A 14,033-nucleotide genomic window follows, 5' to 3' on the forward strand; every position below is an offset into this window, starting at 1 on the left:
AAACAGTTGGGGACAGCCCCAACTGTTTCTAAAAGGCCATTTAGTCTTCGCTAAACAGGTCGCCACCGTGCATATCAATCATTTCTAACGCTTTACCGCCACCACGAGCGACACAAGTTAGAGGATCTTCAGCAACGATAACTGGGATACCAGTTTCTTCCATCAATAAGCGATCTAAATTACGAAGAAGCGCGCCACCACCGGTTAAGACCATACCGCGCTCTGAGATATCTGAGGCCAATTCAGGAGGACACTGTTCAAGTGCTAGCATGACTGCGCTGACAATTCCTGTAAGCGGTTCTTGCAATGCTTCTAAAATTTCATTGGAGTTCATCTTAAATCCGCGTGGTACACCTTCCGCAAGGTTACGGCCGCGAACTTCAATCTCGTAAACTTCATCTGTTGGGAATGCAGAACCAATTCCATGCTTGATGCGTTCTGCTGTCGCTTCACCTATCAGTGAGCCATAGTTACGACGTACATAGTTAATGATGGACTCATCGAAACGGTCACCACCAATGCGTACAGATGAAGAGTAAACAACGCCATTTAACGAAATAACAGCGACTTCTGTAGTACCACCACCAATATCAACAACCATTGAGCCTGTTGCTTCTGATACAGGTAACCCGGCACCAATAGCTGCGGCCATAGGTTCTTCAATTAAGAAGACTTCCCGTGCGCCCGCACTTAACGCTGACTCACGAATGGCTTTACGTTCAACTTGTGTTGCACCAACAGGGACACAAACAAGGACTCGCGGACTTGGGCGTAAAAAACTGTTGCTATGAACTTGTTTGATGAAGTGTTGCAACATTTTTTCAGTCAGGAAAAAGTCGGCGATAACACCGTCTTTCATTGGCCTGATTGCCGAAATATTACCTGGTGTACGTCCCAGCATCTGCTTCGCTTCACCACCGACAGCAGCAACGCTTTTTGGCGATCCAGAGCGGTCTTGACGAATAGCAACTACAGAGGGTTCATTTAATTTTACGCCTTGTCCTTTGACATAAATAAGGGTATTGGCCGTACCCAAGTCAATAGACAAGTCATTAGAAAACATGCCACGAAATTTTTTAAACATAACGAAAGAGTTATCCTGCAAGCTGGGGACGAATTTAAACCCGTCTACTCTACCAACCACTTGAAGCGGTCTCAAGGCGTTAATGAGCTGCTTCTAAAATATGGTTAATTCATCTATTTTTCACGTACCGTACTGTACATGCTTCTTATCTAAACGAAGCAGATAAAAACCCCAAAAACAGATATTAATTGTATTATTTACCTACAGGATAAAAACACACAAAAAAACACCTATTCTTTGGTTGTTATATACTCCATCTTTTTCTTCCCAGTGTGACAAGTTATTATGGCAACAAGTTCAAATATTATTTAGTTCTTTTTATTATTGCTACACACTGGCTATTTCCAATACAAATTGGGTGAATTCGCTGAGTGTTCGCTCTATTATCTACCAGAAACGCGGCAAATTTATGTCAATATGCAAAATGAATCCGTCAAGATGCGATATTTTGCATGATAAAAGCCTATTTATGCCAGAAAAAAATAAATTTTTACAAATTAATTACAATATTAATAGCTTAAATACTGTTACTACGTCAATGAAATACACTCAAATTTTAGTCATTTTCAAAATACATATTTAATCATTATATAGGAGTGAAAGATGAAAGCTCTCGTCCTACAACAAACTGACGAAAAAATCGTCTCTGGCATTCAACCATTAACTACAGAAATGCTTCCAGCCGGAGATATTATAGTCGATATTTATTGGTCTACACTTAATTATAAAGATGCATTAGCTATTTGTGGAAAAGCGGGCGTTGTTCGCCAATACCCGATGGTACCTGGTATCGATTTTTCAGGTGTGATCCACCACAGTGAAGACCCTCGTTTCCAAGTTGGCCAACATGTACTACTGACTGGATGGGGGGTGGGTGAAACGCATTGGGGCGGGTTAGCCTCTCAAGCAAGAGTCCCCGCAAAGTATTTAACCCCTCTTCCAGAAAATTTGTCCTTAAAACAAGCGATGGTTATTGGCACCGCCGGCTTTACAGCAATGCTTTGCGTAAATGCCCTAGAAGAAGCTGGTGTGACTCCTGATAAAGGCGAAGTCATCGTAAGTGGTGCAAGCGGTGGTGTAGGTAGTACTGCCGTGCAATTACTCTCTTTATTAGGTTATGAGGTTGTCGCGATTTCAGGTCGTGAAGAAAACAGCAGCTACCTGCAAAGTTTAGGTGCCAAGAGGGTATTACCTCGTAGTGATTTCACTCATCCTGCTAAACCATTAGACAAACAGTTGTGGGCGGGTGCGATTGATACAGTAGGTGGTGAATTACTCGCTAATCTTCTTGCGCAAACACACTATAATGGGACTGTTGCCGCCTGCGGCTTAGCGGGTGGCTTCGACTTACCAACCAGTGTCATGCCATTTATTTTACGTAATGTCCGCCTACAAGGTGTAGATTCGGTTTACTACCCTGCCGCAAATCGCCCTAAAGTATGGCAACGACTCGCGGAACTTCTACCTCCGTCTTTCTATGAGCAAGTCAGCAATGAGATTAAATTAGAAGATTCTGTCGAATATGCAAAAAAACTCTTAAAAAATGAAGTGACTGGGCGTACGCTAGTTAACCTGCGAGGTTAGTCACCAATTTATTGCGGTACTTTCGCCTAAATAGGGATTACCGCACATTTTCTAAAATAAATTCGGGTATTTTCTCTGATAAGACCAGTATTTTGCTGCTATATGTCACGAAATAATTATAATGACGAACCTTGTCAGTAGAAAATCCATTTATTTTTATGATAAAAGATGACAAACGCTTAGCATCGCGTTATGTTGTCGGGCTATTGATAATATCGTCGGAGTTAGCAGCATAATGGCAGAAGATATTCACATTTTACTCTTGAATGGGCCAAACCTAAACCTGCTAGGTACACGGGAACCCGATAAATACGGCAACCAAACTCTTGCCGATATCGTATCCAAGCTGGAGTCAGAGGCTAGCCAGTTAGGGGTAAAATTGAGTCATTTTCAGTCAAACGCAGAATTTGAACTAATCGATAAAATTCATGCTGCACGTCATGATGTTGATTTTATTCTCATCAATCCGGCTGCATTCACGCATACCAGTGTTGCACTACGTGATGCATTACTCGCGGTGAGTATCCCGTTTATCGAGATCCACTTGTCTAATGTGCACGCTAGGGAATCATTTCGCCAACATTCTTATTTCTCCGATAAAGCAATCGGTGTAATTTGTGGTCTAGGTGCTGATGGTTATAGTTTTGCTTTACAGGCAGCGGTTAACCGTCTGCGCCTAATTAATTCAATCCAAATATAAGAGTACGGAATCATATCCATGGATATTCGTAAAATTAAAAAGCTGATCGAGCTGGTCGAAGAGTCTGGCATTTCTGAACTGGAAATTTCTGAAGGTGAAGAGTCAGTACGTATCAGCCGCGTTTCACCTGCTTCCCAGGTTATGGCTGCACCTCAACAATATTACTCAGCACCGGTTGCACAACAACCTGCTTTGGCTAATGCGGTTGCACCATCTGAAGCTATGGTAGCGCCAGCTGCACCTGCTGCGGTTGCTGGTCACCAGGTTCGCTCACCAATGGTCGGTACTTTCTACCGCGCGCCAAGCCCAGAAGCGAAACCATTCGTTGAGATTGGTCAAACGGTCAGCGTTGGTGACCCACTTTGCATCGTTGAAGCGATGAAAATGATGAACCAAATCGAAGCAGATAAAGCAGGCGTTGTTAAAGCCATTCTGTTGCAAAACGGTGATGCAGTAGAATTTGACGAGCCATTAGTTGTCATCGAATAACGAGGCGTTTCCATGCTGGAAAAAATTGTTATTGCTAACCGCGGAGAAATCGCATTACGTATTTTGCGTGCCTGTAAAGAACTCGGCATCAAAACAGTAGCGGTTCACTCTACGGCAGATAGCGATCTAAAACACGTGTTACTGGCTGATGAAACAATTTGTATCGGCCCAGCAGCATCAGCGAAAAGTTACTTAAATATCCCTGCGATTATTTCCGCAGCGGAAATTTCAGGTGCTCAAGCGATTCACCCAGGATATGGTTTCTTGGCTGAAAACGCAGATTTTGCAGAACAAGTTGAAAACTCTGGTTTTGTTTTTATCGGTCCAAAAGCTGAAACCATCCGCCTAATGGGTGATAAAGTTTCTGCAATTAACGCGATGAAAAAAGCCGGTGTACCTTGTGTTCCGGGTTCTGATGGCCCATTAGGGAACGACACTGAAAAAAATAAAGCCATCGCAAAACGTATCGGCTTCCCTGTCATCATCAAAGCATCTGGTGGTGGTGGTGGTCGTGGTATGCGTGTGGTACGCAATGAGAAAGATTTAGAATCTTCGATCAACCTGACACGTGCTGAAGCGAAATCCGCTTTTAATAATGATATGGTTTACATGGAAAAATTCCTTGAAAACCCACGTCATATTGAAATTCAAGTCATGGCTGATGGCCAAGGCCATGCGGTTTACTTGGCTGAGCGTGACTGTTCAATGCAACGTCGCCACCAAAAAGTGGTTGAAGAAGCACCAGCACCGGGTATTACACCTGAAATTCGCCGTAATATCGGTGAGCGCTGCGCTAATGCGTGTATTGAAATCGGTTATCGTGGTGCAGGTACCTTTGAGTTCTTGTTCGAAAACGGTGAGTTCTACTTCATTGAAATGAATACCCGTATTCAAGTTGAACACCCAGTAACTGAAATGATCACTGGTGTAGACTTAATTAAAGAGCAACTGCGTGTTGCCTCTGGGTTACCATTATCTGTGAAGCAAGAAGATATCGTGGTGCATGGCCATGCTGTTGAGTGCCGTATCAACGCAGAAGACCCGAATACTTTCATCCCAAGCCCGGGTAAAATCACCCGTTTCCACTCACCTGGTGGTTTTGGCGTACGTTGGGAATCTCATATTTACGCAGGCTACACTGTACCTCCGTATTATGACTCAATGATTGGTAAATTAATTACCTATGGTGAAACTCGTGAAATCGCTATTTCTCGTATGAAAAATGCGTTAAACGAATTAATCGTCGATGGTATTAAAACCAATATTGAATTGCACCAAATGATTATGAACGATGAAAACTTCCAAAAAGGTGGAACTAATATCCACTATTTAGAGAAAAAACTGGGTATTGCTGAATAAGTCAGCGATAACCTGTTTAACTTATCGTCAATCGATACCGTAACGCCCTGCGTTACGGTATTTTTTTGTGTTAAATACGCTTTAGTGCACTTTTCTTCTGGTATTTTTCACACTCAGTCCACAGATTATCGTACAATTGCTGATTATTTTTATGGGAATGAAGGGGAATAACGGGTGGATAAACGTTTTCTTCAATCAAATAAAGAAGCGCGCTGGTCATTTTATTTGACTATCGCCTATCTGGTCGGCTGGGTTATTAGTGCCTACCTACCGGACAACACGCTTGGAATTACAGGGCTACCACTGTGGTTTGAATGGTCTTGTCTCATCTTACCCATCATTTTTATTTTGCTCTGCATTATGATGGTTAAACTGATTTTTAAAGACATCTCTTTGGAGGAGAATGATGCAGATTGAAGTTCTCCTGCCTCTCGTCGGCTACCTAGCTCTCGTCTTTTTGCTATCCATTTATGCATATAAAAAACGAACAAAAGGCGAGTTTTTAAATGAATACTTTTTAGGTAATCGTTCAATGGGCGGCTTTGTCCTTGCGATGACCATCACAGCAACCTATATCAGTGCGAGTTCTTTTATTGGAGGACCAGGAGCTGCCTATAAATATGGCCTAGGTTGGGTGCTATTGGCGATGATCCAACTCCCCGCGATTTGGCTTTCCCTCGGCGTGCTAGGTAAAAAATTTGCTATTTTGGCGCGTCGCTATAATGCCGTTACACTCAACGATATGCTGTATGCACGCTACCAAAGTCGGTTTTTAGTGTGGTTTGCCAGTGTTAGCCTACTCATTGCCTTTTTTGGCGCGATGACAGTGCAATTTATTGGTGGTGCGCGCTTATTAGAAACAGCAGCAGGTATTCCATATACTTACGGGTTAATAATTTTTGGGGTATCTATCGCACTCTATACCGCAATTGGTGGGTTTAGAGCCAGCGTCCTGAATGACGCACTGCAAGGCCTAGTGATGCTTTTAGGTACGGTGATCCTGCTGGTTGCAATTATTTACCATGCAGGTGGTTTACCCGCAGCCATAGAAAAAATGCATACCATAGACCCAAAATTGGTTTCACCTGAAGGTGCAGATGACATTTTAAGCGGGCCATTTTTAGCTTCGTTTTGGGTTTTAGTCTGTTTTGGGGTGATTGGTTTACCTCATACTGCGGTACGTTGTATTTCATATAAAGACAGTAAAGCAGTTCATCGAGGTATTATTTTGGGAACCATCGTCATGGCGATACTGATGTTTGGTATGCACTTTGCGGGAGCTCTCGGTCGTGCAATTTTACCTGACCTCACAATCCCAGACCAAGTGATCCCTACTTTGATGGTACAAGTTCTACCACCATTTGCAGCGGGAATTTTCTTAGCGGCACCGATGGCCGCAATTATGTCAACGATCAACGCACAACTACTACAGTCCTCGGCAACCATCGTAAAAGATATCTATCTGAATACCATGCCAACACAAATCAAAAATGAAAAGCGTCTTGCACGGATCTCTAGCCTTTCCACTTTGGTCTTAGGTGCATTGCTTTTAGTTGCAGCATGGAACCCGCCTCAGATGATTATCTGGCTGAATTTACTGGCTTTTGGTGGTTTAGAAGCTGTTTTCTTGTGGCCATTAGTCCTCGGGCTCTACTGGGAAAAAGCCAATGGAACAGGTGCTATCAGTGGTATGGTCATCGGAGGCGTCAGTTATGCCATATTGGCAAGTTTTAAAATTGAAATCATGGGCTTTCACGCTATCGTCCCATCACTGATTTTTAGTCTTATTGCCTTCCTTCTAGGTAATCTTTTTGGCAAAAATCCAGTACAATCACCAGCAAACGAACAGGTAACTAGCACTCACTGATTCCTATCTACTGATAGGTGAATTTGGCGTTACCTAATGTAAATGAACAAATGCAATGCTCTAGATAATTCGCGTCATAGATAGGCGGCAAACGAGCTAATCCCTAGGAGCATACACCAGTATGTGACTAGGGTTAGTGAGCGCAGCCAACAACGCTATGGCGTGAAGAATGACGAGCATTTTAGAAGAGAAAAAACAATGCCTTGGATACAAATCAAAATAAACTCAACCGCAAAAGATGCCGAAGCCCTTGGCGATGAGTTAATCGAAAGCGGTGCTGTGTCTGTCACCTTTCAAGACAGCCACGATACTCCTGTTTTTGAGCCGCTTCCGGGGGAAACGCGCCTTTGGGGTGACACCGATGTTATCGGTCTATATGACGCAGAAACCGACATGAAATTTGTCGTCGCTCAACTAGAAAATAGTCCGATATTGAGTCCAGGTTTTATCCATAAAATCGAACAATTAGAAGACAAAGATTGGGAAAGAGAATGGATGGATAACTTTCATCCGATGCGCTTTGGGGAACGCTTGTGGATCTGCCCAAGTTGGCGCGATGTGCCCGATCCAACGGCAGTCAACGTAATGTTAGATCCTGGCCTCGCTTTTGGTACTGGCACGCATCCAACCACCTCATTGTGCCTCCAATGGTTAGATGGCCTTGATCTAGAAGGTAAAACTGTGATCGATTTTGGTTGCGGATCTGGGATTTTAGCGATCGCCGCATTAAAATTAGGTGCCGCTCATGCGATCGGAATCGACATCGACCCTCAAGCTATCACTGCAAGCCGCGATAATGCGCAACGTAACGGTGTTTCAGAGCGTTTATCCCTATACCTACCAAAAGACCAGCCTAATGACTTACAAGCTGATGTCGTGGTTGCTAACATCCTTGCAGGCCCATTGCGTGAGCTCGCCCCTATGATTAGCGTGCTACCCCGCCCAGGTGGGTTATTAGGTCTTTCTGGCGTGCTCGCCACTCAAGCAGAAGGAGTGGCTGACGCTTATCGTTCAACTTTTGAAATCGACCCTGTTGCTGAAAAAGAAGAATGGTGCAGGATTACGGGTGTCAAGCATTTTTAATGAGTTTTTTTATTAAAATTAGAGAATAATTTCTTTGAAAACAACGCCAGAATAGATTATCTTATAGCTCAAATATTGCTCAATAGCTGGCGATAATCTGTTCTGCACGAGATTTGAACAGCACAACAGTTATTTTAATAAATCGTTATAATATCTAATTAACTATTTGTTAAATATAACTAATTTTATAATTGCAGAGATGCAAGATAAAAAAATTAGTGATAAATAACCGTTTGCTCAAAGTTTGTCCTTTCATATCTCGTAAAAAATGCGTAATATACGCGCCCTTGCAGTCACAGTATGGCCCCCATTTAGTTATGCGAATCGGACAATATCAGTTGAGAAACTGTCTTATTGCTGCCCCCATGGCAGGCATTACAGATAAACCGTTTAGGTCGCTCTGTTATGACATGGGTGCTGGGATGACAGTATCAGAGATGCTTTCTTCTAATCCTCAAGTTTGGAAGACCGACAAATCTAGACTCAGAATGGTTCATCGCGATGAACTTGGGGTTCGTTCCGTGCAAATAGCTGGCAATGATCCCGATGAAATGGCTGCCGCGGCTCAAATCAACGTTGAGAGTGGCGCTCAAATCATCGATATCAACATGGGCTGTCCAGCTAAAAAAGTGAATCGTAAGCTTGCAGGCTCTGCACTACTACGCTATCCAGACATCGTTAAATCGATTCTTGAAGGTGTCGTCAAAGCAGTGGATGTGCCTGTCACCCTTAAGATCCGCACAGGCTGGTCACCTGAAGAGCGAAACTGCATAGAGATTGCCAAATTGGCCGAAGATTGCGGCATTCAAGCTCTCACTATTCATGGCAGAACTAGAGCCTGTCTGTTTAATGGGGAAGCTGAATATGACAATATTCGGGCAGTTAAGCAGACTGTTACCATTCCGGTTATTGCCAATGGCGACATTACTGACCCGCTAAAAGCCAGAGCTGTTTTAGACTACACAGGGGCGGATGCCTTGATGGTAGGCAGAGCGGCTCAGGGAAGACCCTGGATCTTCCGGGAAATCCAGCATTATCTGGACACAGGTGAAATATTGCCACCAATGCCAATGGCAGAGGTAAAGCGTATTATGCTAGCGCATGTACAGGAATTGCACGACTTTTACGGTCAAGGCAAAGGAGCCCGTATAGCGCGCAAACATGTTTCTTGGTACTTAAAAGAACATGCACCTGATGACCAGTTTCGGCGCTCATTCAACACCATTGAGGATGCCAGCGAACAGCTGGAGGTGTTGGAAGCATTTTTTGAAAATTTTTGCGTAAATAAAGATAAGAGCTGACAGAACTATGTTCGAACAACGCGTAAATTCTGACGTACTAACCGTTGCTACTGTAAATTCACAAGATCAAGTAACTCAAAAACCGTTACGTGACTCAGTTAAGCAAGCACTGAAGAACTATTTTGCTCAATTAAATAATCAAGATGTTAATGATTTATATGAGCTGGTATTGGCTGAAGTAGAACAGCCTTTGTTGGACATGGTTATGCAATATACCCGTGGAAACCAGACCCGTGCAGCCCTGATGATGGGTATCAACCGCGGCACTCTGCGTAAGAAACTGAAAAAATACGGCATGAACTAATCCTAGTCGGTTAATGCAGTGTTTTTGTGAGCCCTCACTGTGATGCAGTGAGGGCTTTTTATTTGCAAAAAATAATGTGCTAGACCGTTTGTGTGGATAAATTAAACTGCTGAACCGCTTGTTGTAATTCTTGCGTTTGCCCCGCTAATGAACTAGCTGCAGTTGCCACTTGTTCAACTAAAGAGGCATTTTGCTGTGTAACGCCGTCCATCTGTGTAATCGCGACTCCAACTTGGGCTATTCCTTTGCTCTGCTCTTCTGAAGCCACGGTGATTTGCTCCATAATTGCTGTTACCTCATTAATTCCCTGTAAGATATTCTCCATCGTTTTTCCCATTTCATTCACCAAACCCGTTCCTTTCTGAACGCAAGCTCCTGAATCGGCAATTAGCCGTTCAATTTCCATCGCGGCTTCCGCACTGTGGCTCGCTAACTTGCGCACTTCTGCAGCGACTACCATAAAACCGCGTCCATGCACACCAGCACGAGCCGCTTCGATAGAAGCATTGAGCGCTAAGATATTCGTTTGAAAACTAATATCGTTAATCATGTTGATAATATCTGCTATTTTTTGTGAGCTTTGGGAGATTTCAGTCATGGTCACGACAACAGAATCAACAATGCTATTCCCTTTATTAGCGACCACGAACGCTTCGCCTACTAATTGATTAGCTTGGTGTGTGTTTTCCATATTCAGTTGAACTGCAGCGGTAATTTCCTCCATACTCGCAGCCGTCTCTTCTAAAGCGGCGGCCTGCTCTTCTGTTCGAGATGAAAGATCGCTATTACCGTTTGAAATCTCACTTGCCCCCAGATAAATATTTTCACTTCCTTGTCGGATTGTATTGACCGATTCACTTAAATCTTTTCTCATCCCTTCAAGTATTGGAAATAATTTTCCTACACAGCTATTTCCGAACGGCTGTACAGGATGGCTTAAATCCCCTTTCGCAATTTGAGTAAAATGTTGCCTCAGTAGCCCTAATGGTTTTTGCATCATCTCTGCCATATAGCGATCCGTAAAAATGAGCATGAAGATCCCTAATATAGCTGTAACGATCATGACCACTTGTGTAATATCTATCACGCTATCGACATTCTGCCGAGTATGGCTGATCAATTCATCAGCCGTCTGATTAAATTGCTGAATTGAAGCGCCAAAAGCTCGGCTTAATGCAGGTGTTACATTATGGGCATGCGCTAAATATTTGTCCGAATCGTTGTCCATACTCAATGCGAGTTGAGGCGTGACGCCATCATCTAGCAGTGATTGCCAATTATTGATCACCAAATCTGATACTTCAGGATCCATCGGTCCAGGAGAAATCGACTTCATTTGCTCTAAATATTTCCCCATATTGGACATCGCTTCTTTTACAGGGGCATAATCCACATCTTTCCCTTGGCTTTTACTTTCCATGACTCGAGTTAGTCGTGTGACAAAACGAAAATACTGATCATTTCCTTGACTAAGAACGGTCATTTGTTGCACCAATTGCCTATCAATATCATTTCCATCAGCAATGCGTGATAATGACCAACCACTGTATACATTCGTTCCACCCAAGATCAGACACAAAATACTTAATAATACGAAGACCACAGTGCGAATTGAGTAATTTCGAAGTTTCTGCATAGAATTTCTCTTTTGGTGGGATAATCTGACAATATTTAACTTTATCGGCGCTATAGAAAAATATTTTAATCCCTAGATTTGATTAACCAGCACTCGATATAAGTAAAAATACTTACATTTCAAGAGGGTTACTATTTGATTTTGGGAATCAGAGAAAATTAAAAATTTGAAATTAATTTGAGTAATTTGAAGTAGATCGCTAAATGAGAGCATCCAACCTGAGTAAATGTCCCCCTATCTCTATTTTCACACCTAACCTAGCGTAAAAGTTACTATCCACTCAGTAAGATATACCGCCTAAGTCAACAATTTATTTCCACTTAAATCAAATAATTAGCCATATTATAAATTGTTTTAAATTAATTGATCTTGAAATCAATAACAATATAATAAGATTGATTATCATTTGCATTATCATTACAAAAGGCAAGCCTACTCCAATGAAAAACATTTCCTCCGTTGGAAACAATATGGTTAAATTTAAGCCAAATTTTATTTGTTTCATTATGTTATCGACACTTTCTTTTACGACTCATGCAACCAATAAAGAGCTTGAATCACCACAGCTTCAAGAAGCTGCTGATGCAATTGAGCTACAAGATAGCTATGCACGACCTGACTATGTTGAAATTGAACGTTTACGAGATACCAAGCAAATTATTGTTATTTCAAAAGAAGATATTCAAGGCAAAGGAAACCGCACAATCTCTGATGTGCTTAAATCTGTTCCTGGTATTAGTGTCGATACCTCTGGGCAGGGCAACATAGACTTGCGGGGGCAAGGGGCTGAAACCTCACAACGTAACCTACAAGTGTTACTTGATGGGGCTCCAATTACCACATTAGCAAATCACCCTTATACCACTAACTACGATATTATTCCCGTTGAACAACTTGAGCGTATTGAAATCATTCCCGGTGGCGGAAGCGTTATTTACGGCTCAGGGACTGCAGGTGGAGTCATTAATATAACGTCAAACCTGAGAAGTATGGCTAATCCCAAAACAAGTGTTTTATCTGAATGGAACTCAGAAGGATATCGCTTAAATGCTAATTTGGGAGCTCGGGTGAGTGATACCTTTTCAATTTTAGGTACTGCCAGTAAACTAAACCGTGATCTTTACTATAAAGATACCTACCGTAATTCAGAATATTATTCACTAGGCGGTAGATGGGATCTGACTCCAGATCAAAGCCTCATGTTGAGAGGAAGTCATCTCACTGAAAGTTCTCAGTACGTAAAAACGCTCACATCACGTAATATCAAAAAGTATGGTAAAGACTACGTTCCACCAGACAAAACCGTCACTGTCGGTATTGATGAGAATGGTAAACTAATTAAAAAAACGATCAGTGGTTATTTGATCGGTGACCGCGAAGTCGATAGCTATAATTTAAGTTACCAAAATGCGTTTACGGAAAAACTCAATTTTGCTACAGATGTTTTCTACACTGATGGTTTTTATACTAATAATGCCAACTGGGAACAAAAAGTTAATCAAAAAAGCCACGGAACAAAAATCAAATTAGATATCGGCTATCTCGATGATAGCAATCTACTTTTTGGCATAGATTATGCCAAACAAAAGGCTTCTATTCATTATATTGGGAGCTATAAAAAAGATAGTAAAGGCCGATATTATGGGGTTCCTCATAATTTTGATTATGATAAAACAACAAAGGCAATTTATGCTCTTAACAGTCTTAAATCAGATCAATTTGTATTTACCCAAGGGCTTAGACGTGAATTGTCGGAATGGTCATTTGATAAAAGTGGCACAGTAAATGGGTCTGGCACTTCAGACCGTTGGAATACGGCAGCTGAACTTTCTCTTGCTTACCTTTATCGCGATACTGGCCGAATTTATGGGCGATATGAACGAGGCTACACCCTTCCCGATGGCTTGCAAATCAGCGACCAATCTGTCGTTAATGGTGAGAAAATTTATACTCCGACTAAGGCAGAAGATGAGAAATATGACTTATTTGAGATCGGTTTAAGAGATAAATTAGCATTTAGTACTGTCAATATCACATTCTGGACATCTAATACGAATAACCAGCTAAATCGTATTTATCTCACTAGTGTCAATGATGCGAAGACAATGAATTTGTTGAAAACTCGCCGTTGGGGAGCCGATGTTGACTTCCAACAAACGCTCGGTAATTTCACCTTCCAAGAATCATATTCATGGCTCAGAGGACGTTCTGATTATAACAATCATGGCCGCCAATTTTTGGAAGAAAACGGCAAAAATACCATTGATTACACGAAAAGTGGTTTAACTAAAGTGCCAGAGCACTCCGTTAAACTAAAAGTAAAATACGATTTTACCGATGATTTATCGGGAGACATTCAGTATACCTATTATGGTTCGTACAATAATTTCCTTTCTGATGCCAATAAAGAAGAAGATGGCGTAGTTAAATCACGTGAACTCATTGACCTCAGTGTTCGTTACGCGCCGATTGAACACATCGAATTATATGGCGGGGTCACTAACTTAATGAACAAAACTTACTACGACTATGTTACCGCAGGTTATGGCTCATTAATTCCTGGAAATGAGCGCTCATTTTTTGCAGGCATTAAAGCTACCTATTGATTAAAACAGGAAATGTTTCA

The 14,033-nt window shown here is 42.0% G+C and carries 12 protein-coding genes; 10 read left to right on the forward strand and 2 right to left on the reverse strand.

From position 1 onward, the window contains the following. Positions 1 to 40 precede the first annotated feature (40 nt). Positions 41 to 1,084, reverse strand: a complete 1,044-nt coding sequence (locus tag FVA72_RS17805; RefSeq protein WP_004908213.1) for a rod shape-determining protein — start codon at positions 1,082 to 1,084, stop codon at positions 41 to 43. A gap of 603 nt (positions 1,085 to 1,687) precedes the next feature. On the opposite strand from FVA72_RS17805, the gene acuI reads away from it, so the two are divergent. From acuI to fis, 9 genes are all read left to right on the forward strand, one after another. After that, positions 1,688 to 2,668, forward strand: a complete 981-nt coding sequence (gene acuI / locus FVA72_RS17810) for an acrylyl-CoA reductase (NADPH) (protein WP_110591209.1) — start codon at positions 1,688 to 1,690, stop codon at positions 2,666 to 2,668. Between the two features lie 235 nt (positions 2,669 to 2,903). Then, complete coding sequence (aroQ, locus tag FVA72_RS17815) at positions 2,904 to 3,368, forward strand: type II 3-dehydroquinate dehydratase (RefSeq protein WP_004258402.1); 465 nt, start codon at positions 2,904 to 2,906, stop codon at positions 3,366 to 3,368. A gap of 18 nt (positions 3,369 to 3,386) precedes the next feature. Beyond that, entirely contained in the window at positions 3,387 to 3,857 is a 471-nt protein-coding gene (gene accB, locus FVA72_RS17820; protein ID WP_004258405.1) for an acetyl-CoA carboxylase biotin carboxyl carrier protein, read from the forward strand. A gap of 12 nt (positions 3,858 to 3,869) precedes the next feature. Next, on the forward strand, positions 3,870 to 5,216 hold the full coding sequence (gene accC / locus FVA72_RS17825) for an acetyl-CoA carboxylase biotin carboxylase subunit (protein WP_004258411.1): 1,347 nt from the start codon (positions 3,870 to 3,872) through the stop codon (positions 5,214 to 5,216). Between the two features lie 174 nt (positions 5,217 to 5,390). Further along, positions 5,391 to 5,633, forward strand: coding sequence for a DUF997 family protein (locus tag FVA72_RS17830; protein ID WP_004258419.1), 243 nt, complete (start codon positions 5,391 to 5,393; stop codon positions 5,631 to 5,633). Continuing rightward, the gene (gene panF, locus FVA72_RS17835; protein ID WP_036958029.1) at positions 5,623 to 7,083 is read left to right on the forward strand and encodes a sodium/pantothenate symporter; all 1,461 of its coding nucleotides are present in this window, start codon (positions 5,623 to 5,625) and stop codon (positions 7,081 to 7,083) included. Before FVA72_RS17830 ends, panF begins: the two co-directional genes overlap by 11 nt. Positions 7,084 to 7,281: 198 nt before the next feature. Continuing rightward, on the forward strand, positions 7,282 to 8,166 hold the full coding sequence (prmA, locus tag FVA72_RS17840) for a 50S ribosomal protein L11 methyltransferase (protein ID WP_036958031.1): 885 nt from the start codon (positions 7,282 to 7,284) through the stop codon (positions 8,164 to 8,166). Between the two features lie 317 nt (positions 8,167 to 8,483). After that, positions 8,484 to 9,467: a tRNA dihydrouridine synthase DusB gene (gene dusB, locus FVA72_RS17845; protein WP_004258432.1), complete on the forward strand. Its 984-nt coding sequence runs from the start codon at positions 8,484 to 8,486 to the stop codon at positions 9,465 to 9,467. Between the two features lie 7 nt (positions 9,468 to 9,474). Next, positions 9,475 to 9,771, forward strand: coding sequence for a DNA-binding transcriptional regulator Fis (gene fis, locus FVA72_RS17850; protein WP_004258438.1), 297 nt, complete (start codon positions 9,475 to 9,477; stop codon positions 9,769 to 9,771). Positions 9,772 to 9,850: 79 nt separating this feature from the next. Here fis and FVA72_RS17855 read toward each other — a convergent pair whose 3' ends face one another. Further along, complete coding sequence (locus FVA72_RS17855) at positions 9,851 to 11,407, reverse strand: methyl-accepting chemotaxis protein (RefSeq protein WP_110591208.1); 1,557 nt, start codon at positions 11,405 to 11,407, stop codon at positions 9,851 to 9,853. A gap of 470 nt (positions 11,408 to 11,877) precedes the next feature. On the opposite strand from FVA72_RS17855, the gene FVA72_RS17860 reads away from it, so the two are divergent. Further along, on the forward strand, positions 11,878 to 14,013 hold the full coding sequence (locus tag FVA72_RS17860) for a TonB-dependent receptor (RefSeq protein ID WP_243154720.1): 2,136 nt from the start codon (positions 11,878 to 11,880) through the stop codon (positions 14,011 to 14,013). Positions 14,014 to 14,033 lie beyond the last annotated feature (20 nt).

Origin of the sequence: Providencia sp. PROV061 (assembly GCF_011045655.1) — a bacterium.
Lineage (GTDB): Bacteria > Pseudomonadota > Gammaproteobacteria > Enterobacterales > Enterobacteriaceae > Providencia > Providencia hangzhouensis.

Bases quoted from the DNA above. Each gene is read 5' to 3' on its own strand.
- acuI (WP_110591209.1), top strand. From the start codon at position 1,688: ATGAAAGCTCTCGTCCTACAACAAACTGACGAAAAAATCGTCTCTGGC.
- FVA72_RS17860 (WP_243154720.1), top strand. From the start codon at position 11,878: ATGGTTAAATTTAAGCCAAATTTTATTTGTTTCATTATGTTATCGACA.
- panF (WP_036958029.1), top strand. From the start codon at position 5,623: ATGCAGATTGAAGTTCTCCTGCCTCTCGTCGGCTACCTAGCTCTCGTC.
- FVA72_RS17805 (WP_004908213.1), bottom strand. From the start codon at position 1,084: ATGTTTAAAAAATTTCGTGGCATGTTTTCTAATGACTTGTCTATTGAC.
- prmA (WP_036958031.1), top strand. From the start codon at position 7,282: ATGCCTTGGATACAAATCAAAATAAACTCAACCGCAAAAGATGCCGAA.
- accC (WP_004258411.1), top strand. From the start codon at position 3,870: ATGCTGGAAAAAATTGTTATTGCTAACCGCGGAGAAATCGCATTACGT.
- dusB (WP_004258432.1), top strand. From the start codon at position 8,484: ATGCGAATCGGACAATATCAGTTGAGAAACTGTCTTATTGCTGCCCCC.
- FVA72_RS17855 (WP_110591208.1), bottom strand. From the start codon at position 11,407: ATGCAGAAACTTCGAAATTACTCAATTCGCACTGTGGTCTTCGTATTA.
- fis (WP_004258438.1), top strand. From the start codon at position 9,475: ATGTTCGAACAACGCGTAAATTCTGACGTACTAACCGTTGCTACTGTA.
- aroQ (WP_004258402.1), top strand. From the start codon at position 2,904: ATGGCAGAAGATATTCACATTTTACTCTTGAATGGGCCAAACCTAAAC.
- accB (WP_004258405.1), top strand. From the start codon at position 3,387: ATGGATATTCGTAAAATTAAAAAGCTGATCGAGCTGGTCGAAGAGTCT.